Here is an 18,877-nt window from a genome sequence, read left to right as displayed (position 1 = left end):
TTTTTTCAGGAGCAAGCTGCATGACCCGATTTACCCGTTTCCGTCCCGTACTGCTGGCTGCACTGCTGATGTCGGCAGGTGCCATGGCGCAGGCTGCCGAAATCACCGTTTCTGCGGCCGCCAGCCTGACCAACGCCTTCAAGGAATTGGGCCAGAACTATGAGCGACAGTATGCTGATGCAAAAGTGAACTTCAACTTTGCCGCTTCCGGCCAGCTGCTGCAGCAGATTGCCAAGGGCGCGCCGGTAGACGTGTTTGCTTCGGCTGACCAGGAGACCATGAACCAGGCGGAACAGCAGAACCTGGTCAAGCGCGGCGAGCGCCAGGATTTTGTGCGCAACACGCTGGTGTTGATCACGCCGGTGGACAGCCGCCTGACGGTGCGCAATCTGGCGGATCTGGCTCAGGCGGGCGTGAAGCGCGTGGCCATTGGCAACCCGGCCAGCGTGCCGGTGGGCCGCTACAGCATGCCGCCGCTGCAGCGCCTGGCGCAGTGGAATCAGGTACAGCCCAAGCTGATCAACGGCACCAGCGTGCGTCAGGTGCTGGACTATGTGGCGCGTGGCGAGGTGGATGCCGGTCTGGTTTACAGCACCGATGCCGCCATCATGAAGGACAAGGTGAAGGTTGTGTACACCGTGCCGCTGGACGTGGTGATCCGCTATCCGATTGCGCCGGTGGCCGAGAGCAGGCAGCAGGTGGAAGGTCGCCGCTTTATCCGCTATGTGCAGTCGCCGGCTGGCCAGGCCGTGCTGCAGCGCTACGGCTTCAGCAAGCCCTGAGACAGGACCTGATCCGTGCCTGAAGAAAGCGCCATCCTGCCGGTCATCCTGCTGTCACTGAAGGTGGCAGGCCTGGCCACGCTGTGCGGACTGGTGCTGGGCGTGGGCACGGGCTATCTGCTGGCGCGCAAACGCTTTCCCGGGCGTCATCTGCTGGATACGGTGCTGACGCTGCCGATGGTGCTGCCGCCCACGGTGCTGGGCTACTACCTGCTGGTGGTATTTGGCAGCCGTGGCTGGGTTGGCGGCTGGCTGAAGGAGACCTTTGGCATCAGCCTGATCTTCAGCTGGCAGGGCGCGGTGGTCGCGGCCACGGTGGTGGCGTTTCCGCTGGTGTTCAAGCCGGCGCGCGCGGCCTTCGAGTCGGTCGATGGCCGGCTTGAACAGGCGGCCCGGGTGCTGGGACTGAGCGAGTGGGCGGTGTTTTTCCGCGTCACGCTGCCACTGGCCTGGCGCGGTATTCTGGCGGGCGTGCTGATGGCGTTTGCACGGGCGCTGGGCGAGTTCGGAGCCACGCTGATGGTGGCGGGCAGCATTCCCGGCAAGACGCAGACGCTGTCGATCGCGATTTACGAGGCGGTGCAGGCCGGTCAGGACGACCTGGCGAATATGCTGGTGCTGATTACGTCGATCACCTGCATCACCGTGCTGATGCTGGCCGGCCGGCTGGCACCGGGCCACCAGGCCCATCGGCAGGGATAAGCGCCATGGTGTTTGATCTTTCTATCCACAAGACCTTGCGTTCGGGCGAGCGTACGTTTGCGCTGCAGGTGCAGTTGCAGACCGACAGCCAGCGCGTGGTGCTGCTCGGGCCTTCCGGATCGGGCAAGACCATGACGCTGAAGGCGATTGCCGGGCTGATGCAGCCGGATCAGGGCCATGTGCGCATCGCCGGCGAGACCTTGTTCGATGCCGCGCAGGGTATCAACCTGAGCCCGCAGCAGCGGCGCACCGGTGTCGTGTTCCAGGACTATGCGCTGTTTCCGCACCTGAACGTGGTGCAGAACGTGGCCTTTGGCCTGCAGCGCGGCTGGCGCAATCCGTCGCGCCGCGCGCAACATGCCGAGGCGCTGCAATGGCTGCAGACCATGGAGCTGGAGCACATGGCGCAGCAGTATCCGCTGGAGCTGTCCGGCGGCCAGCGCCAGCGCGTGGCCCTGGCGCGTGCATTGATCGGGCATCCGCGCGTGCTGCTGCTGGACGAGCCGTTTGCCGCGCTGGACGCCGACTTGCGCCAGAGCATGCGTGAGGAATTGCTGGAGCTGCAGCAGCGCCTGCAGCTGCCGATGCTGCTGATCACGCACGATGCCGAAGACGCGCGCGTGCTGGGGCAGCAGGTGTTCCGGCTGGACGGAGGGCAGGTGGTATCCTCGGGCATCCAGCCTGCGGCGCGTACCATCGATGCGACCATGCAGCGGTCCGTGCTGCCCACGGTCGCACAGGCTGTTAGCTGAACCCGGAGCCTGTCCCCATGCCCACCCCCGATGACCTGACCACTGCCATTGCCTTGCAGGGCTCCCTGGACATGACGGTGGATGGCAGGCGGCTGGGCGGTGCCCAGCAGGTGGCGCTGCTGGAGCGTATTGCCACGGATGGCTCGATCACGCGCGCCGCCAAGTCGGTCGGCATCAGCTACAAGAACGCCTGGGACACGGTTGATGCGATGAACCAGCTGGCCGGCGAGGCGCTGGTGGAACGCGTGGCCGGCGGCAAGGGCGGCGGCGGTACCCGGCTGACCGAACGCGGTGAACGGCTGATTCACAACTTCCGCCAGCTGGAGGAGGCGCACGCGCGCTTTGTGCAGCTGCTGGAGCAGCAGGCCAACGGCCTGGTCGACGATTATCAGCTGGTAAGGAGAATGACCATGCAGACCAGTGCGCGCAACCAGTATCTGGGCACGGTAAGACAGATCACACGCGGTGCCGTGAACGACGAGGTGGTGCTGGCATTGCCGGGCGGGCAGGAGATTGTCGCCACCGTGACGCATGACAGCGTGCTGGCGCTGGGTCTGGTCGAGGGCGCTCAGGCGCTGGCGCTGGTCAAGGCCTCGGCAATCCTGCTGGGGGTGGACATGGACGGCGTGAAGGTATCGGCGCGCAACTGCATGTCGGGCACGATCAGCCGCCTGCATCCGGGTGCCGTGAATACCGAAGTCGTTATCGACCTGGGCCATGGCCAGTCGGTGGCGGCGATCGTGACCCGGGAGAGCGCCGACAAGCTGCAGCTGGCCGAGGGCCAGCCGGCCAGCGCGCTGTTCAAGGCTTCCAGCGTGATCCTGGCGGTGCCGGCCTGACGCGATGAGTTGGTGCCGGGATCAGTCCCGGTCCAGCTTGTCAAAGCCGTTCTCGACGGCGTAGACGGCCGCCTGCACACGGCTGTGCAGGTTCAGCTTGCGCAGGATGTTCTGCACGTGCACCTTGATCGTGCTTTCGGCCACGTCCATCTCGCGTGCAATCTGCTTGTTGCTGGCGCCCTGGGCCAGCCAGGAGAGGGTCTCACGCTCGCGCGGGGTGAGCGATTCGTATTCGGGGGCCTGGCTGCTGGCCGCCGGCGCGCGCAGGCGCTGCACCAGCTTGGCCGTCATCTCGGGTGACAGCACGTTGTCGCCATCGACGGCACGGCGGATGGCGGAGAGCAGGAAATCGGCATCGATCTTTTTCAGCAGATAGCCGCGCGCGCCGGTTTTCATGCACTCGGCCAGGTCTTCGCTGTCTTCCGAAACGGTGAGCATCAGTACTGCCAGCTGCGGCTGGGTGTTGAGCAGCTGCGCCAGCGCATCGCGGCCATGCATGACTGGCATGTCCAGATCCAGTAGCACCACATCGGGCTGCAGCTGGTCGGCCAGCTTGACGCCTTCCAGGCCGTCACCGGCTTCGCCCACGACCTGGAAGTCGGACTGGCGCTGCAGCAGCGCCTTCAGGCCGCTGCGGAACAGCGTGTGGTCATCGACCAGCAGGATGCGGATCGGGCTGGATGCGGTGTCGGTAGTCATGTGGCGTTGCGTTCTTTTTCCGGCAGGTGCAGCGTGACGCGCGTGCCGCCCTGGGGCATGTGATCAAAGCGGATGCTGGCGTGGATGCGTCGGGCACGTTCTTCCATGATGGACATGCCCACGTGGCGCGACTGGCGCGATTCCATTTCAGCCAGATCGATTCCGCGTCCATTATCGGTCACCGTCATCACCAGATCGGCATCATTGCGGATACGCACATCCACATGGCTGGCCTGGGCATGCTTGCGCACGTTGGACAGCGCCTCCTGCAGGATGAAGATGAGCTGCAGCTGCTCCTGCGGGCTGAGAGGCAGGCCGTCGCCGCCCAGCTCCAGATGGGTGGCCACATGCGTCTGCAACTCGAAGCGCTGCAGCAGGGTGCGCACCGCCTCGGGCAGCTCCTGCTTGCTGATGCGCACGCGGAAGTTCAGCAGCAACTCGCGCACGTCTTCGTAGCTTTCCTGCACGCCACTGCGGATGAAGGCCAGGTTTTCCTGCACCTGCTCCTGTTCGCCATGGGCCAGCGCCGATTCCAGCATCTGCACCTGCAGGTTCAGGAAGGAGAGCGATTGCGCGATGCTGTCGTGCAGGCCTTGCGCCATCAGGTTGCGCTCTTCCATCACGGCGAGCTGGCGGTCGCGCGCGGCCAGGCGGATGTTGTTGATGGTGACGCCCAGGTGGCTGCCCAGCGCTTCCAGCAGCTTGTGCTCGTCATCGGTCAGGTTGTGCTCCTGGCGGAAGAACAGGGTGTAGATGCCCAGATCCTGCCGGTTGGTGCGCACGTGGAAAATCGCAAAGCTTTCGAAACCGGCACGCGCGCAGTGCAGCCGCTCGCCGTTGTCCTGCAGCACGCGCTCGGTACTGGTGTGCAGCGTGATTGGCTGCACAGCCTGCAGCGAGCGGCCGCAATAGCAGCCGCTGGTGTGCTTGCAGTCCGACTGATGCAGCAGCCCATCGGGGACGCCAATCTGGGCCACCACGTCCATCATGTCGCGATCCGGATCCAGCAGGCGCACAAAACCGGCCTCGGCACCGGTGAGTCGCATCACCTGCTCCAGAAAGCCGTTGCTGGCCTGTTCCAGCTCCTGCTTCTGGTTGAGCAGGGTGGTGACGGCGTACAGGGTGCGCAGTTGCAGGTTGTTGTCTTCCAGCTCCCGTGTCTTTTCCTGCACCTTGTGCTCCATGTCCTGCAGCAGTTCCTGCAGGTGCTCGGCCATGGTGTTGAAGCCGGTGGCGAGCACACCGAATTCGTCCTGGCTGTCCAGTTCGACGCGGCTATCGAGCGAGCCCTGGCTCAGGCGCAGGGTGGCATCGTGCAGCTGGCTGACCGGCAGGATCACCATCAGGTAGAGCATGTAGATCATGGTCAGCGCGCCGATAAAGGCCATGCCGATCAGCAGGAACTGGAACATGCGCAGCATGGCGGTGTTCTGTGCATTGTGCTGTTCGATCAGGCGCACCAGCTGGTTGATGTTGGCGACGAAACGATCCACTTCGGCATTGAGCGTGGCCAGGCCGATCTGACGCGCCCCGACCGGCTCCAGCAGCGGCAGCATGTCAACCTGCCACTGGCGCTTGATGACCTGGGCCAGGCTCTGGATTTCCGGGGTGTCAGGCAGCATCAGCGGCCGTGCCGGATCGCCATCGATCAGGGTGTTCAGGGTCTGCTCGAAGATGCGCTGGTCGGCCTCGATGACTTCACGCGGCTGTTGCTGGCTCAGCATGACCAGCATGTGGTAGCTGCGCATGCGCAGGCTGCCGGCATCGTTGATGGCGGCACCACCGCCCTGCAGCTGCCAGGACAGCACCAGCGTGTAACCGATGGACACCGTGGCCACCACCAGCCACAGCACCGACAGCACGATCAGCTTGGTACTGAGGCTGTGGCGGCTCGGCAGGTTCGACAGGTTCATGCGGCTCAGGCGGCGACCAGGGCGGTGGCGGTGAGCGGGCAGACCAGCGCGGTAAAGGCGTGCTGCTCGGCGTCATAACCCCAGAGCGCACCCTCGCGCAGGTCGAAATACCAGCCATGCAGCACCAGGCTGCCTTCGGCGACACGATCTGCCACCCAGGGGTAGCTGAGCAGGTTGTTGAGCGATACCAGGATGGCGGCCTGCTCGGCCAGCTTTTGCTGCTCCTGCGCACTGGCATCGGCGTGGTGCAGGCAGACATGCTGGCGTGCCGGTTCGGCCACGGCCAGCCACTTGCCGAGTGCGGAATCGGCGATGGCGCTGCGGTTCATCAGGGCGCGGATGCCGCCACAGGATGAGTGGCCCATCACGATGACGTGCTCGACTTCGAGGGCCAGCACGGCAAACTCGAGCGCGGCGGCGACGCTGGCGTGCGGGTTGTCGGGCTCGCAGGGCGGCACCAGATTGGCCACGTTGCGCACGGTAAAGACTTCGCCCGGGGCGGTATCCGTCAGCATGGGCGGGTGCACGCGCGAATCGCAGCAGCCGATGATCAGCGTGCTGGGCCGCTGGCCTTCGCGCAGCGTGTCGAACACCGAACTGGAGCCAAAATAGTTGTGCTGAAAACGCTTGAAGCCTTCTACCAGATGGTCTACGGATTGGGGCATGGTCAGCCTCCTGTCATGGACATGAAGCGCACGATCTTCTCCGGTTGACGCAGGAAGTCATGCTGTTCGGGCTTGAGTTCGATGGCCTGCCGGAGCGTGGCCTCCAGTTCGGCATCGGTGCAGCCGGCACGCAGCAGCGGTCGCAACTCGACGCGCTGCTCCTGCCCCAGACACAGGTAAAGTATGCCATCGACTGACAGCCGCACGCGGTTGCAGGTGGCACAAAAATGCTGGGACATGGGCGTGATCAGACCGAGCGTGAAGCCGGTATCGGGTGCGGTCCAGTAGCGCGCCGGGCCGCCACCGAGCGGCACGGTACAAGGCAGCAGGCCGAACTGTTGCTGCAGCCGTTGCAGCAACGGTTGCAGTGGCATGCCCTTGCTGGCCTGGCCGGTGCTGCCCATGGGCATGGCCTCGATCAGGCGCAGCACGAAACCGTTCTCGATGCAGTAGGCGACCATGGCCTCCATGTCGCCGTCGTTGATGCCGACCAGCGGCACCATATTGATCTTGATGCGTTCGAAACCAGCCGCCTTGGCGGCCTGCAGGCCATCCAGCACGTGTTGCAGGCAGTCGCTGCCGGTGATCTGCTGCACGCAGTCGCGGCGCAGGGAATCGAGGCTGACGTTGAGCCGCTGCACGCCGGCGGCGCGCAGGGCGGGCGCCAGCTTCGTCAGCTGGGTGCCATTGGTGGTGAGCGAGAGATCCTCGATGCCGGGCAGGGCCGCCAGGCGCTGTGCTAGCCCGGCCAGGTTCTTGCGCAGCAGCGGTTCGCCGCCGGTCAGGCGGATGCGGCGTGTCCCCAGGCGGGCAAAGGCCGCCAGCACGCGCTCGATCTCGTCAAAGGTCAGCCAGTGCTCGGGTTGTTCGAAGCCGCGGAAGCGCCGTGGCATGCAATAGCTGCAGCGCAGGTCGCAGCGGTCGGTGACCGAGACGCGCACGTAATCAACCTGCCGACCGAAGCGGTCACGCAGTACGGGAGAGGGGGTGACGGCGGCTTGCTCCATAGCCCATTTATAGGGCAAAAGGCCACGCGCGCCAGCCCGTGTGATGGTGGGGAAGGGCTAGTCCTTTCGGTGGAGTTATGCCCGGATCGCCAGCAGACCAGGCCGGCCTGTGTTACTGTTGCGCACGTTCGAAAAAGTGTGGCATGAGCCACCAACCCAACACCATGACCGACCTGCAAAAGAAGATGGGGCCACTGACCCCTGAGCAGCTGAAAGGCATGCGCCGCGGCCTCGAGAAGGAGAGCCTGCGTGCGCTGCCTGATGGCAAATTGGCCCTGACGCCGCATCCGGCCGAGCTGGGCTCGCCGCTCACGCACCCGCATATCACGACCGACTTCAGCGAATCGCAGCTGGAGCTGGTCACCGGCGTCCATGCCAGTGCCGAACAGGTGCTGGACGAGCTGGAGCGCGTGCACCGCGAGGTGTACCAGGTGCTGGCCGAAAAGGGCAACGAGATGCTCTGGGTCGCCAGCATGCCCTGTGGCCTGCCGACCGACGAGACGATTCCGCTTGGCCGCTACGGCAACTCCAACGTGGGCCGCGCCAAGAGCGTCTACCGCATGGGCCTGGGCCACCGCTACGGCCGCCGCATGCAGACGATTTCTGGCATCCACTACAACTGGTCGCTGCCGGGCGTGGACAGCGATGGCTACTTTGGCCTGATCCGCAATTTCCGCCGCCACGCCTTCCTGCTGCTCTACCTGTTTGGCGCGTCACCGGCGGTGTGCAAGACCTTTGTCGAGGGCCGCGACCACATGCTGCAGCCGCTGGGCGACAAGACCATGTACCTGCCGCATGCGACTTCGCTGCGCATGGGCCGGCTCGGCTACCAGAGCGATGCCCAGTCGTCGCTGCACGTGAGCTACAACAGCCTGGAAGGCTATGCCGCCTCGCTGAACGAGGCGCTGACGCAGCCGTACCCGGCCTATGAGGCGATTGGCATCACCAACCCGGGTGGCGACTACAACCAGCTCGATACCGCACTGCTGCAGATCGAGAACGAGTTCTACGGCACGATCCGGCCCAAGCGCGTGATCCGCCAGGGCGAGCGCCCGCTGCACGCGCTGCGCGAGCGCGGCGTTGAGTACGTGGAAGTGCGCCTGATGGACCTGAATCCGTTCCTGGATGTCGGCATTGATCTGGATACCATCCGCTTCCTGGACGTATTCCTGCTGCATGCGCTGCTCAGCGACAGCCCGCCGGACAGCCTGGAAGAGATTGAGGCGCTCGGACGCAACCAGCAGCTGGTGGCGGCACGTGGCCGTGAACCGGGCCTGCGCCTGGAGCGCAACGGTACCGAGGTGGTGCTGACCGAATGGGCGCAGCAACTGCTGGACGAGATGCAGCCGCTGGCACAGCAGCTCGATGCGCAGTTGGGCGGCAGCAGCCATGCACAGGCGCTGGCGGCAGCGCAGGCCAGCCTGGACGATCCCGCACGCCTGCCTTCGGCGCGCGTGCTGGCGCGTACGCTGGAAACGGCCGATCAGACCTTCGTGGCCTTTGTGCGCGAGCGTTCGGCCGAGGTGCGTGCGCGCATGCTGGCGCAAGCGCCGAGTGCCGAGGAGCGCGCCGAGTTTGCCCGCCTGGCCACCGAATCGGTCACGCAGCAGCAGGCGATCGAGGCGGCCGACACCATGCCGTTCGAAGAGTACCGCCAGTTCTACGTGTCGCCGGAACGCCTCGGCGCAGCCATCGGCCGCTGATCCCTTATTCCTGCTCCTGCTGCGCTTGCCGGCCGCGCAACAGCGGCTGTGGCAGGCGCGGATCGCCGGCCTGGCGGTGACGGAACACGGCGGCGCGTGCCAGCAGCACGGTGGTGATCGGCACCGAAATCGACAGGATGATGATGATCAGCCAGGTGCTGAGCGACAGCCGTGCATTGACGGTGCTGAAATAGACTACCGAAGCCAGCGTGACGCACCAGGAGGCGGCCGTGGTGACCAGCGCCGTCGGGTGCAGGCGCTTGAAGAAGCTCTTGAGTTGCAGCAGCCCCCAGCTGGCCAGCACGGCAAAGATGCCGCTAGCCACCAGCAGCAGCGAGACCAGCGTCTCGACCCACCAGGGCAGGACCGTATTCATTCGATCACCTCCCCGCGCAGCAGGAACTTGGCCAGTGCGGCCGAGCTGACAAAGCCGGTCAGCGCGATCAGCAGGGCCGCCTCAAAATACATGGTACTCATGTTGCGGATACCCAGTACCAGCACCGCCAGCATCGCCACCATGTAGACATAGTCCAGCGCCAGGATGCGGTCCTGCGCCGACGGGCCGTGCAGCAGCCGCCACAGCGCCATGCAGACCGCCAGCGCGTAGCAGAACAGCGTGAACAGCAGCGCCACGTGCAGCACCGGATTCATCGATTGCATCAGGTCGATCATTGGAAAATCTCCAGCAGGGCAGACTCGTAACGGGTCTTGTACATCTTGATGAAGGTGGCTTCGTCCTGCAGGTCCCAGACGTGCAGCATGACGGCGCTGCTGTCGCGCGCCAGCTCGCACCAGACGGTGCCGGGTACCACGGTGGTGATCACGGCCAGCGAGGCCAGTGCACTCGGGTCACGCAGCTCCAGCGGAATCACCACGAACTGGCTGTTCGGTTCGCGCTTGCCGGAGACGAACACGCCCCGGGCGACTTCGACTACCGAGATCAGCACGTCGTAGCCGACCCGAAAGATCAGGCGCGTGAGCAGCAGCGGGCGGCGGATACGCGGGCGCTGCGGGCGCAGCGAACCAAACAGCAGCGGCAGCAACCAGCCCAGCAGCAGCGCCAGGATCCAGTTGCCGGCCGAGAGCGATTCGTTGATCAGCAGCCAGATCGCGACCAGCGATGCCGACAGCAGCGGGGAGGGAAACAGGCGGCGCATCATGAGGACGCTCCTGGCAGGGCCGGCGGCACGGTAGCCGGTGGGCTGGCGGCCGGCATCGGCACCGGGGCGATGCGCGGCGTGATGACTGGCACCGACGCGGCGGGTTGCTGCGGCACCGGTACCGGATGCGGCACGGCGGCCGGTAGCGGCTGCGAGGTCGGGCCCGGCTTGACGCGCGTCGCCTTGACGGCATCGATATAGGCAGTCGGCACGTGCAGCATGTGGGCGGTGCGCTCGGTATAGCGCAGCACCGAGCCGACATGCACGATCAGCAGCACGCACAGGCCCAGCAGCACCGTGATCGGCACGATCTCGATCACGCGCAGCCAGGGGGCTGGCCGGTCCTGGGGTGCCCAGAAAAAGCGGATGCCGGCGCGCGAATAGGCAATGGTGGCGAGCAGGCCGGAGACGATGATCATCACCAGCAGCACCCAGGCCGTGACCGGGATGTCGGCACCGTAGACGCCCATGCCGTGCGGGTTGATCAGGCCGGTCAGCATCACCACCTTGCCGACAAAGCCGGACATCGGCGGCAGGCCGGCGATCAGCAGCGCGCACATGATGAAGGAGACGCCCAGCACGGCAATCGCGCCGGGGATGGCGCGGCCGATCAGCGCTTCTTCCTTCTCGTCCAGGTTGGTTTCGGGCGGCGGCTCCAGCATGTCGATCGGGAAGGGCAGGCCTTCCTCGTCCGGGTCGAAGGACGGGACTTTTTCTTCTTCCTGGCGCGCGCGTTCGATCAGGTCGATCACCAGGAACAGCGCGCTCATCGCCAGCGTGGAGCTGATCAGGTAGTAGAGCGCGCCGCCGGTGACAGTGGCCTGGCCAAAGCCGAAGGCCGCCAGCAGCGTGCCGGACGACACCAGCACCGAGAAGCCGGCCAGCTTGCCCAGACGCTGCGAGGCAAACAGGCCGATCGAGGCAAAGCCGATGGTGAGCAGGCCGGCCCAGGTCAGCCATTCGCTGCCGAACAGTTCGGAGCCGGTGGCGCTGGGCGGGAACAGCAGCGTCCACAGGCGCAGCAGAGCGTACAGGCCGACCTTGGTCATCACGGCAAACAGCGCCGCGACCGCCGGGCTCGCGGCCGAGTAGGCCGGCGCCAGCCAGAAGTTCATCGGCCAGATCGCGGCCTTGGACAGGAAGGCCATTGCCAGCAGGGCGGCACCGGCGTGCAGCAGGCCGCGGTCGCTTTCCGGAATCAGCGGGATCTTGGTCGCCATGTCGGCCATGTTCAGCGTGCCGGTCACGCCGTACAGCATGGCCGCGCCCAGCAGGAACAGCAGCGAGGCCATCAGGTTGAAGGCGATGTAGTGCATGCCCGAACGCACCCGTGGCCAGCCCGTGCCATGCAGCAGCAAGCCGTAGGAAGCGGTCAGCATGATCTCGAAGAACACGAACAGGTTGAACAGGTCGGCCGTCAGGAAGGCACCGTTCAGGCCCATCAGCTGCAGCTGGAACAGCGAATAGAAATGCACGCCGGCCTTGTCCCAGCCGGCCATGGCAAACAGCATGGCGCACAGGCCGATCACCGAGGTGATCAGCAGCATCATGGCCGTCAGCCGGTCGGCGACCAGCGAGATGCCGAACGGCACCTGCCAGTTGCCCGGCAGGTAGACACCGACACCGAGCGCGCCATCGCCGCCACGCACCCAGACCAGCAGCAGCAGGGCGATGATCACGCCCAGCGAACAGGACACCAGCGCCACGATGCGCTTGGCCCAGCTGGTGCGCTCGCCCAGCAGCAGCATGATGGCGGCGGTCAGCATTGGCAGCAGCACCGGCGCGACCAGCAGGTGGGGCATCAGGCTGGCAATCCACTCCCTCACGGCTGGTACTCCTTGGCCTTGTATTCCTTGCCGTCCACGTGGTCGGTATCGGCCAGGCCGCGCGCGGCCAGCATCACCACCAGGAACAGTGCGGTGGTGGCAAAGCCGATCACGATGGCGGTCAGTACCAGTGCCTGCGGCATCGGGTCGGTGTAGTTCTGCAGCGTTGGCAGCAGCCAGGACAGTACGATCGGCTCACGCGCAATGGTCAGGCTGCCGGAAACGAAGATGAACAGGTTGACGGCATAGGACAGCAGCGACAGCCCGATGATGAGCTGGAAGGTCCGCGGGCGCAGCACCAGCCAGATGCCGGAGCCGGTCAGGATGCCGATGGCAATGGCCATGACGAGTTCCATCAGGTGTTCTCCTTGTCGTATTCTTCGCGGTCCGGTGCCACCGATTCGGAGGTGGCGCCCTCATCGCGTACCGGCTTGCGCTGGCGGCGGATCGACTGGTGGGCAATCGCGGTCAGCATCAGCAGGGTGGAGCCGACCACCACCATGAACACGCCGAGGTCGAACAGCGCGGCGGTGGGCAGGTGGATCTCGCCCAGCAGCGGCAGCGTGACGTGTGCGGTGTGCGTGGTCATGAAGGGATAGCCCAGCGCCAGCGAGCCGAGTCCGGTCAGGCCGGCGATCAGCAGGCCGTAGGAGACCCAGCGGCGCAGGTCCAGGTTGAAGTGGGCCTCGACCCATTGCGTGCCGGCAATCATGAACTGCGCCAGCAGGCCGATCGACATCACCAGGCCGGCGACAAAGCCGCCGCCGGGCGCATTGTGGCCGCGCAGGAACAGGTGCGCCGACAGCAGCATGGTGATTGGCAGCAGCACGCGCGTCAGCACCGCCGGCACCATCAGGTAGCCGACCGCGGTATCCGGCACGCTGCGCGGGTTGACCAGGTCGGTCAGCAGGTCGGCCGGGGTGGCGGCCTGCTGGCGCGGCAGCTCGATGCTTTCCAGCGGCGGACGGAAGCGGCGCAGCAGCGCATACACGGTCAGGCCGACTGCGGCCAGCACCACGATCTCGCCCATGGTGTCGAAGGCACGGAAATCGACCAGCATCACGTTCACCACGTTGGTGCCGCCGCCTTCCGGCAGCGCGCGCTCGAGGAAGAAGGGCGAAATGCTTTGCGGTGTCTGGCGCGTCATCAGCGCATAGGACAGCACCGCCATGCCGGTACCGACGACGATGGCCAGAATCAGGTCTCGCAGGCGGCGGATGCGGGCACGCAGGTCCAGGCTGTCGTCGCGCGGCTCGCGCTTGGGCAGCCAGCGCAGCGCCAGCAGGAACACGATGGTGGTCACCACTTCGACCGACAGCTGTGTCAGCGCCAGGTCGGGCGCCGAGAACCAGACAAAGGTCAGGCAGACCACCAGGCCGGCACCGCCCATCAGGATCAGCGCTGCCAGCCGGTGGAACTTGGCCTGGGCCGCGGCACCGATAGCGCAGGCGGCACCGACCAGCCAGAGCAGGGCAAAGTCGGCCGTCAGCGGCAGGCCAGGGCGGTCGCCCCAGCTCAGGCCGGACACGGCCAGCGAGGCCGCCACCACCACGATGCAGCTCAGGATCAGCATGAACATCTGCGCCTGCAGCCGGCGCGTGTAGGCGATGCGCTGGAACTTGCGTGCCGACTGCTGCAGCAGCGCCATGCACCAGTTGAACATGCGCTCGCCATCCAGGCGGCCGAGCAGCGGCGTGTGGCGGATGCGGTCCTGGTCCTGCGGCTTGCGCAGCAGCAGGTAGAGCGTGATGCCGCCCACCATGGCGATCAGGCTCATGATCAGCGGTGCGTTCCAGCCGTGCCACAGCGCCAGGCTGTATTCCGGCAGCTGGCCGCCGACCACAGGCGTGGCGGCCACCGCCAGCACCTGGCCGATAAACGCTTCGGGCAGGGTGCCGACCAGCAGGCACAGCAGCACCAGCAGCTCGATCGGGATGCGCATCCAGCGCACCGGCTCGTGCGGTTCGCGCGGCAGGTTCTTCGACAGCTTGCCGAAGAACACGCTGGCGGTAAAGCGCAGCGAATAGGCCATGCCGAACATCGAGGCTGCCAGTGCCAGCAGCGGCAGGGTTATCTCGAGCCAGCCGGTGGCATCGAGATGCACGGTTTCGGCAAAGAACATTTCCTTGGACAGGAAGCCGTTGAGCAGCGGTACGCCGGCCATGGCGGCACTGGCCACAATCGCCAGTGTGCCGGTGATCGGCATCACGTGGATCAGGCCGGACAGGCGACGGATGTCGCGCGTACCGGTCTCGTGGTCGATGATGCCAGCGGTCATGAACAGCGAGGCCTTGAAAGTGGCGTGATTGATGATGTGGAACACGCCGGCCACGGCCGCCATCGGGCTGTTGAGCGACAGCAGCACCGCGATCAGGCCGAGCTGGCTGACGGTGGAGTAGGCCAGCAGGCCTTTCAGGTCATTCTGGAAGATCGCCTTGAACGAGCCGATCACCAGGGTGATGGCACCAGCGCCGCCCAGGATCCAGAACCAGGCCTCGGTGCCGGCCAGCGCCGGCCACAGGCGCGCCAGCAGGAACACGCCAGCCTTCACCATCGTCGCCGAGTGCAGGTAGGCCGAGACTGGCGTCGGCGCGGCCATGGCGCGCGGCAGCCAGAAATGGAAGGGAAACTGCGCGCTCTTGGTCAGTGCGCCTAGCAGCACCAGCACCAGCATCGGCAGGTAGTAGGGGTGGGCGCGGATGCGGTCACCCGAGGCCAGCACCACGTCCAGCTCGTAGCTGCCGGCGATATGGCCAAGCAGCAGCACGCCGCCCAGCAGGGCCAGCCCGCCGGCGCCCGTGACGGTCAGCGCCATGCGCGCGCCGCGGCGCGCGTCCTTGCGGTGGTGCCAGTAACCGATCAGCAGGAAGGAGAACAGGCTGGTCAGCTCCCAGAAGAACACCAGCTGTACCAGGTTGCCCGACAGCACCACGCCAAGCATGGCGCCCATGAAGGCGAGGAAGAAGGAGAAGAAGCGCGGTACCGGATCGTCCTTGGACATGTAGTAGCGCGCATAGAGGGCCACCAGCATGCCGATGCCGGTGACCAGCATGGCAAACATCCAGGCAAAACCGTCGACCCGGATGATGAAGTTGAGGCCGACATTCGGCAGCCAGACCCATTCCTCGCGCAGCACGTGGCCGGCCTGCAGTTCAGGGAACATCAGCGCGACCTGCACCAGGGCAGCAAGGGCTACCAGTGCGGAGAGGGTTGCAGCAGCGTTACGGGCGTGGGTAGGCAGCAGGGCTGCCAGGGCGCTCCCTAGGAACGGCAGCGCCAGCAGGAGCATCAAGGTCATGCAGGCGTCGGAGGTTGGGGGTGGGCAGATGGCGCCACGGGCACGATGCACCCGCTTCCGACCCATGCAGGATGGGCCAAATGGCAATTTGTCCTGATTTTATGGGCATTTGCCTGCGGTTACGCCAGAAACCGCAGGCAACCCGTCAATCAGGTAGGACTTATTCGGCGTATTCCGACAGCGGGATGCAGCTGCAGAACAGGTTGCGGTCGCCGTAGACGTTGTCCACGCGGCCAACCGGCGGCCAGTACTTGACCGTGCCCGGCAGGCGGCCGGCCAGCGCTGCGCCGGTGTCGCGGCTGTAGGGATGTGCCCAGTCGGCAGCCAGCAGGCTGTCGGCCGTGTGCGGCGCATTCTTCAGCGGGTTGTCGTCCTGCGGCCAGGCACCTTGCTCGACCTGGCGGATTTCCTCGCGGATGGCGATCATGGCCTGGATGAAGCGCTCCAGCTCTTCCAGCGTCTCGCTCTCGGTCGGCTCCACCATCAGCGTGTTGGCCACCGGGAAGCTCAGCGTCGGCGCGTGGAAGCCATAATCGGCCAGACGCTTGGCCACGTCCTCGGCCATCACGCCGCTGGTGTCCTTCAGGCCGCGCAGGTCCAGGATACATTCGTGCGCGACGTGGCCGTTGGCGCTGGCGTACAGCGTCGGGTAGTGGTCGGCCAGGCGCTTGCTGATGTAGTTGGCGCTCAGGATGGCGGCTTCGGTGGCCTGGGTCAGGCCGTCGGCACCCATCATGTGGATGTACATCCAGGTGATCGGCAGCACGCTGGCGTTGCCGTAGGGCGCGGCACTGACGGCACCGATGGTGCGCTGGTCACCGCCGGTCTGGTGGCCGGGCAGGTAGGGCACCAGGTCTTCCACCACGCAGACCGGACCGACGCCGGGGCCGCCGCCACCGTGCGGGATGCAGAAGGTCTTGTGCAGGTTCAGGTGGCTGACGTCACCGCCAAACTCGCCCGGTGCGGCCACGCCGACCATGGCGTTCATGTTGGCACCGTCCAGGTAGACGCGGCCACCATGGCTGTGCACCAGCTCGCACAGCGCCTTGACCTGCTGCTCGAACACGCCGTGCGTGCTCGGGTAGGTGATCATGACGCAGGCCAGCTGCTCGCTGTGTTTCTCGCACTTGGCCTTCAGGTCGTCCATGTCGACGTTGCCCTGGGCGTCGGTGGCGGTGACCACCACCTTCAGGCCGGCCATGATGGCGCTGGCAGGGTTGGTGCCGTGGGCACTGGCCGGGATCAGGCAGATGTCGCGCTGGCTTTGGCCGCGCGCTTCCTGCCAGGCCTTGATCGCCAGCAGGCCGGCGTACTCGCCCTGCGAACCGGCGTTGGGCTGCAGGCTGACATCGGCATAGCCGGTGATGTTGGACAGCCAGCGGCGCAGCTGCTGATCCAGCTCGGCGTAACCGGCCTGCTGTTCCAACGGGGCAAACGGGTGCACGTTGGCGAACTCGGCCCAGGTGATCGGGATCATCTCGCTGGTGGCGTTCAGCTTCATGGTGCAGCTGCCCAGCGGGATCATGCTGCGGTCCAGCGCGAGGTCCTTGTCGGACAGGGTGCGTATGTAGCGCAGCATGCCGGTTTCGCTGTGGTGCGAGTTGAATACCGGGTGCGTCATGAAGTCGCTGCTGCGGCGCAGCGCTTCGGGGATCAAGTCGGCAGCGGATTGTTCCAGCGCGTCAAAGTCGGGCAGGGTCTTGCCTTCGCCGAAGATGCTCCACAGCAGCTCGACATCGGCGCGCGTGTGGGTCTCGTCCAGCGAGATGCACAGGTAGCTATCCCAGGCCTTGCGCAGGTTGGCACCCAGCTGCACGGCGCGTGCGGCCAGGGCGTCGGTCGCGTCATCGGTCTTCAGGCTGATGGTGTCGAAGGCGGTGTCGCCATGCAGGTTGGCATGGCCCAGCTGCTGCAGGCCGGCAGCCAGGATCGCGGTCAGGCGCGCGACGCGGCTGGCGATGCGCTTCAGGCCTTCGGGGCCGTGGTAGACCGCGTACATGCTGGAGATGATGGCCGGCAGCGCCTGCGCGGTACAGATGTTGCTGGTGGCCTTTTCGCGGCGGATGTGCTGTTCGCGTGTCTGCAGCGCCAGGCGATAGGCCGGCTTGCCGTGCACGTCCACGCTGACGCCGACCAGACGGCCGGGCATGCTGCGCTTGAAGTTGTCCATGCAGGCCATGAAGCCGGCGTGCGGGCCGCCGGCACCCATCGGCATGCCAAAGCGTTGCGCACAGCCGACCACGATGTCGGCGCCCATTTCACCGGGCGTCTTCAGCAGCGTCAGTGCCAGCAGGTCGCTGGCCATGATGACGGCGGCGTTCTTGGCGTGGATCTTGTCGGATTCGGCGCTCCAGTCCATCAGCCAGCCGCTGCTGGCCGGGTACTGGATCAGCGCGGCAAAGTAGTCGTCAGCGGCGATGGCGGCATCCCATTCGGCGTGCGACTGCACCACCTTGATGCTCAGGCCCAGCGGCGCGGCGCGCGTCTGCATCACCTCGATCGTCTGCGGATGTGCGTCACCACTGACGATGATCACGTTGCCCTTGGCCTTCACCGTGCGCTTGGCCAGCGTCATGGCTTCGGCGGCGGCGGTGGCTTCATCCAGCATGGAGGCGTTGGCAATCGGCATGCCGGTCAGTTCGGCGACCATGGTCTGGAAGTTCACCAGCGCTTCCATGCGGCCCTGGCTGATCTCGGCCTGGTAGGGCGTGTACGAGGTGTACCAGGCGGGGTTTTCCAGCACGTTGCGCAGGATCACAGTGGGCAGGTGGTTGCTGTAGTAGCCCTGGCCGATGAAGCTCTTCATCTGGTGCTGGTTCTTGCCGGCGATGGCCTTCAGTTCGGCCAGTGCATCGGCTTCGGTGATGGCGGCGGGCAGATCCATCGCGGCAGTGCGGCGGATATTTGCCGGCACGATGGAATCGATCAGGGACTGGCGCGAGGCTTCACCGATCACCGACAGCATGTGCTGTTCGTCTTCGGCAGTGATGCCGATGTGGCGGGCGATGAATTCGCTGGCATTTTCCAGGGAGGACAGGGCAGGGCGGGACATGGAGACTCCGGCGGACGACAGGAATGGAGATAGCGGCCTGTCCCCAAGGGCGCAGGCCGCGGAAAAAGTCAGGCGGGGGATCGCCCGGGATCAGGCGTTCTTCAGCAGCTCGTCGTAGGCGGTCTCGTCCATCAGGGCATCGAGCTGGGACGGATCGGACAGCTTGACCTTGAAGAACCAGCCGGCGTTCAGCGGATCGCTGTTGATGACGGAGGGATCGTCCTGCAGGGACTCGTTCACCTCGGTGATTTCGCCGCTGACCGGCATGTAGACGTCGGCGGCGGCCTTGACCGACTCGACCACGCCGATGGCGTCCTTCTGCTCGTGGCTGCTGCCGACTTCGGGCAGTTCGACGAACACCACGTCACCCAGGGCATCCTGCGCGTGCAGGGTGATGCCGACGGTGGCGATATCGCCTTCGATCTTGATCCATTCGTGGTCTTCGGTGTACTTCAGGCTCATGGGTTTCTCCAGTGACA

The 18,877-nt window shown here is 65.6% G+C and carries 17 protein-coding genes; 5 read left to right on the top strand and 12 right to left on the bottom strand.

What is annotated here, in order from left to right; genetic code table 11:
• Positions 1 to 20: 20 nt before the first annotated feature.
• Genes modA through V1261_RS00785 form a run of 4 tightly spaced genes read left to right on the top strand, consistent with a single transcriptional unit; the run spans position 21 to position 3,075 of the window.
• Positions 21 to 782 (top strand): molybdate ABC transporter substrate-binding protein, encoded by a 762-nt coding sequence (modA, locus tag V1261_RS00800; protein ID WP_329769450.1) that lies wholly within the window; start codon positions 21 to 23, stop codon positions 780 to 782.
• Positions 783 to 797: 15 nt separating this feature from the next.
• Complete coding sequence (modB, locus tag V1261_RS00795) at positions 798 to 1,484, top strand: molybdate ABC transporter permease subunit (protein ID WP_329769449.1); 687 nt, start codon at positions 798 to 800, stop codon at positions 1,482 to 1,484.
• Between the two features lie 5 nt (positions 1,485 to 1,489).
• Positions 1,490 to 2,236 carry a sulfate/molybdate ABC transporter ATP-binding protein gene (locus tag V1261_RS00790; protein ID WP_329769448.1) on the top strand — a complete coding sequence of 249 codons (747 nt, stop codon included), beginning with the start codon at positions 1,490 to 1,492 and terminating at the stop codon, positions 2,234 to 2,236.
• 17 nt (positions 2,237 to 2,253) lie between these two features.
• Entirely contained in the window at positions 2,254 to 3,075 is an 822-nt protein-coding gene (locus tag V1261_RS00785) for a TOBE domain-containing protein (RefSeq protein ID WP_329769447.1), read from the top strand.
• 21 nt (positions 3,076 to 3,096) lie between these two features.
• Here V1261_RS00785 and V1261_RS00780 read toward each other — a convergent pair whose 3' ends face one another.
• From V1261_RS00780 to moaA, 4 genes are read right to left on the bottom strand one after another with little or no spacing between them, the layout of a single operon-like run.
• Positions 3,097 to 3,774 (bottom strand): response regulator transcription factor, encoded by a 678-nt coding sequence (locus V1261_RS00780; RefSeq protein ID WP_329769446.1) that lies wholly within the window; start codon positions 3,772 to 3,774, stop codon positions 3,097 to 3,099.
• The gene (locus tag V1261_RS00775; protein ID WP_329769445.1) at positions 3,771 to 5,687 is read right to left on the bottom strand and encodes an ATP-binding protein; all 1,917 of its coding nucleotides are present in this window, start codon (positions 5,685 to 5,687) and stop codon (positions 3,771 to 3,773) included. Before V1261_RS00775 ends, V1261_RS00780 begins: the two co-directional genes overlap by 4 nt.
• 5 nt (positions 5,688 to 5,692) lie before the next feature.
• Positions 5,693 to 6,352, bottom strand: coding sequence for a carbonic anhydrase (locus V1261_RS00770; protein WP_329769444.1), 660 nt, complete (start codon positions 6,350 to 6,352; stop codon positions 5,693 to 5,695).
• Positions 6,353 to 6,354: 2 nt separating this feature from the next.
• Entirely contained in the window at positions 6,355 to 7,359 is a 1,005-nt protein-coding gene (gene moaA, locus V1261_RS00765; RefSeq protein ID WP_329769442.1) for a GTP 3',8-cyclase MoaA, read from the bottom strand.
• Between the two features lie 143 nt (positions 7,360 to 7,502).
• Here moaA and gshA point away from each other — a divergent pair, with 143 nt between their 5' ends.
• Positions 7,503 to 9,062 (top strand): glutamate--cysteine ligase, encoded by a 1,560-nt coding sequence (gshA, locus tag V1261_RS00760; protein WP_436231787.1) that lies wholly within the window; start codon positions 7,503 to 7,505, stop codon positions 9,060 to 9,062.
• A 4-nt stretch (positions 9,063 to 9,066) separates the two neighbouring features.
• On the opposite strand, the gene V1261_RS00755 is transcribed toward gshA, so the two are convergent.
• The 8 genes from V1261_RS00755 to gcvH form a co-directional block, all read right to left on the bottom strand.
• On the bottom strand, positions 9,067 to 9,438 hold the full coding sequence (locus tag V1261_RS00755; RefSeq protein WP_329769441.1) for a monovalent cation/H(+) antiporter subunit G: 372 nt from the start codon (positions 9,436 to 9,438) through the stop codon (positions 9,067 to 9,069).
• Complete coding sequence (locus V1261_RS00750; RefSeq protein ID WP_405197991.1) at positions 9,435 to 9,734, bottom strand: K+/H+ antiporter subunit F; 300 nt, start codon at positions 9,732 to 9,734, stop codon at positions 9,435 to 9,437. Before V1261_RS00750 ends, V1261_RS00755 begins: the two co-directional genes overlap by 4 nt.
• Positions 9,731 to 10,222 (bottom strand): Na+/H+ antiporter subunit E, encoded by a 492-nt coding sequence (locus tag V1261_RS00745; protein WP_329769440.1) that lies wholly within the window; start codon positions 10,220 to 10,222, stop codon positions 9,731 to 9,733. The genes V1261_RS00750 and V1261_RS00745 overlap by 4 nt, the downstream gene beginning before the upstream one ends.
• The gene (locus V1261_RS00740) at positions 10,219 to 12,024 is read right to left on the bottom strand and encodes a monovalent cation/H+ antiporter subunit D (RefSeq protein WP_436231792.1); all 1,806 of its coding nucleotides are present in this window, start codon (positions 12,022 to 12,024) and stop codon (positions 10,219 to 10,221) included. The genes V1261_RS00745 and V1261_RS00740 overlap by 4 nt, the downstream gene beginning before the upstream one ends.
• A 20-nt stretch (positions 12,025 to 12,044) precedes the next feature.
• Entirely contained in the window at positions 12,045 to 12,404 is a 360-nt protein-coding gene (locus tag V1261_RS00735; protein ID WP_329769438.1) for a Na+/H+ antiporter subunit C, read from the bottom strand.
• Positions 12,404 to 15,346 carry a monovalent cation/H+ antiporter subunit A gene (locus V1261_RS00730; protein ID WP_329769437.1) on the bottom strand — a complete coding sequence of 981 codons (2,943 nt, stop codon included), beginning with the start codon at positions 15,344 to 15,346 and terminating at the stop codon, positions 12,404 to 12,406. The genes V1261_RS00735 and V1261_RS00730 overlap by 1 nt, the downstream gene beginning before the upstream one ends.
• A gap of 160 nt (positions 15,347 to 15,506) precedes the next feature.
• Positions 15,507 to 18,398: an aminomethyl-transferring glycine dehydrogenase gene (gene gcvP, locus V1261_RS00725; RefSeq protein WP_329769436.1), complete on the bottom strand. Its 2,892-nt coding sequence runs from the start codon at positions 18,396 to 18,398 to the stop codon at positions 15,507 to 15,509.
• A 90-nt stretch (positions 18,399 to 18,488) separates the two neighbouring features.
• Positions 18,489 to 18,860, bottom strand: a complete 372-nt coding sequence (gene gcvH / locus V1261_RS00720; protein ID WP_329769434.1) for a glycine cleavage system protein GcvH — start codon at positions 18,858 to 18,860, stop codon at positions 18,489 to 18,491.
• Between the last annotated feature and the right edge of the window lie 17 nt (positions 18,861 to 18,877).

This window comes from Brachymonas sp. J145, from assembly GCF_036312245.1.
Lineage (GTDB): Bacteria > Pseudomonadota > Gammaproteobacteria > Burkholderiales > Burkholderiaceae_C > Brachymonas > Brachymonas wangyanguii.
The sequence above is the reverse complement of the archived record's forward strand: the minus strand, read 5'-3'. Positions and strand labels throughout refer to the sequence as shown.

What these genes read in the sequence shown, in the direction of transcription:
- V1261_RS00780 (WP_329769446.1), bottom strand. Translation starts at nt 3,774, where the DNA reads ATGACTACCGACACCGCATCCAGCCCGATCCGCATCCTGCTGGTCGAT.
- V1261_RS00755 (WP_329769441.1), bottom strand. Translation starts at nt 9,438, where the DNA reads ATGAATACGGTCCTGCCCTGGTGGGTCGAGACGCTGGTCTCGCTGCTG.
- V1261_RS00745 (WP_329769440.1), bottom strand. Translation starts at nt 10,222, where the DNA reads ATGATGCGCCGCCTGTTTCCCTCCCCGCTGCTGTCGGCATCGCTGGTC.
- V1261_RS00775 (WP_329769445.1), bottom strand. Translation starts at nt 5,687, where the DNA reads ATGAACCTGTCGAACCTGCCGAGCCGCCACAGCCTCAGTACCAAGCTG.
- V1261_RS00770 (WP_329769444.1), bottom strand. Translation starts at nt 6,352, where the DNA reads ATGCCCCAATCCGTAGACCATCTGGTAGAAGGCTTCAAGCGTTTTCAG.
- V1261_RS00750 (WP_405197991.1), bottom strand. Translation starts at nt 9,734, where the DNA reads ATGATCGACCTGATGCAATCGATGAATCCGGTGCTGCACGTGGCGCTG.
- V1261_RS00785 (WP_329769447.1), top strand. Translation starts at nt 2,254, where the DNA reads ATGCCCACCCCCGATGACCTGACCACTGCCATTGCCTTGCAGGGCTCC.
- moaA (WP_329769442.1), bottom strand. Translation starts at nt 7,359, where the DNA reads ATGGAGCAAGCCGCCGTCACCCCCTCTCCCGTACTGCGTGACCGCTTC.
- V1261_RS00735 (WP_329769438.1), bottom strand. Translation starts at nt 12,404, where the DNA reads ATGGAACTCGTCATGGCCATTGCCATCGGCATCCTGACCGGCTCCGGC.
- V1261_RS00730 (WP_329769437.1), bottom strand. Translation starts at nt 15,346, where the DNA reads ATGACCTTGATGCTCCTGCTGGCGCTGCCGTTCCTAGGGAGCGCCCTG.
- gcvP (WP_329769436.1), bottom strand. Translation starts at nt 18,398, where the DNA reads ATGTCCCGCCCTGCCCTGTCCTCCCTGGAAAATGCCAGCGAATTCATC.
- modA (WP_329769450.1), top strand. Translation starts at nt 21, where the DNA reads ATGACCCGATTTACCCGTTTCCGTCCCGTACTGCTGGCTGCACTGCTG.
- V1261_RS00790 (WP_329769448.1), top strand. Translation starts at nt 1,490, where the DNA reads ATGGTGTTTGATCTTTCTATCCACAAGACCTTGCGTTCGGGCGAGCGT.
- V1261_RS00740 (WP_436231792.1), bottom strand. Translation starts at nt 12,024, where the DNA reads ATGCCCCACCTGCTGGTCGCGCCGGTGCTGCTGCCAATGCTGACCGCC.
- gcvH (WP_329769434.1), bottom strand. Translation starts at nt 18,860, where the DNA reads ATGAGCCTGAAGTACACCGAAGACCACGAATGGATCAAGATCGAAGGC.
- gshA (WP_436231787.1), top strand. Translation starts at nt 7,503, where the DNA reads ATGAGCCACCAACCCAACACCATGACCGACCTGCAAAAGAAGATGGGG.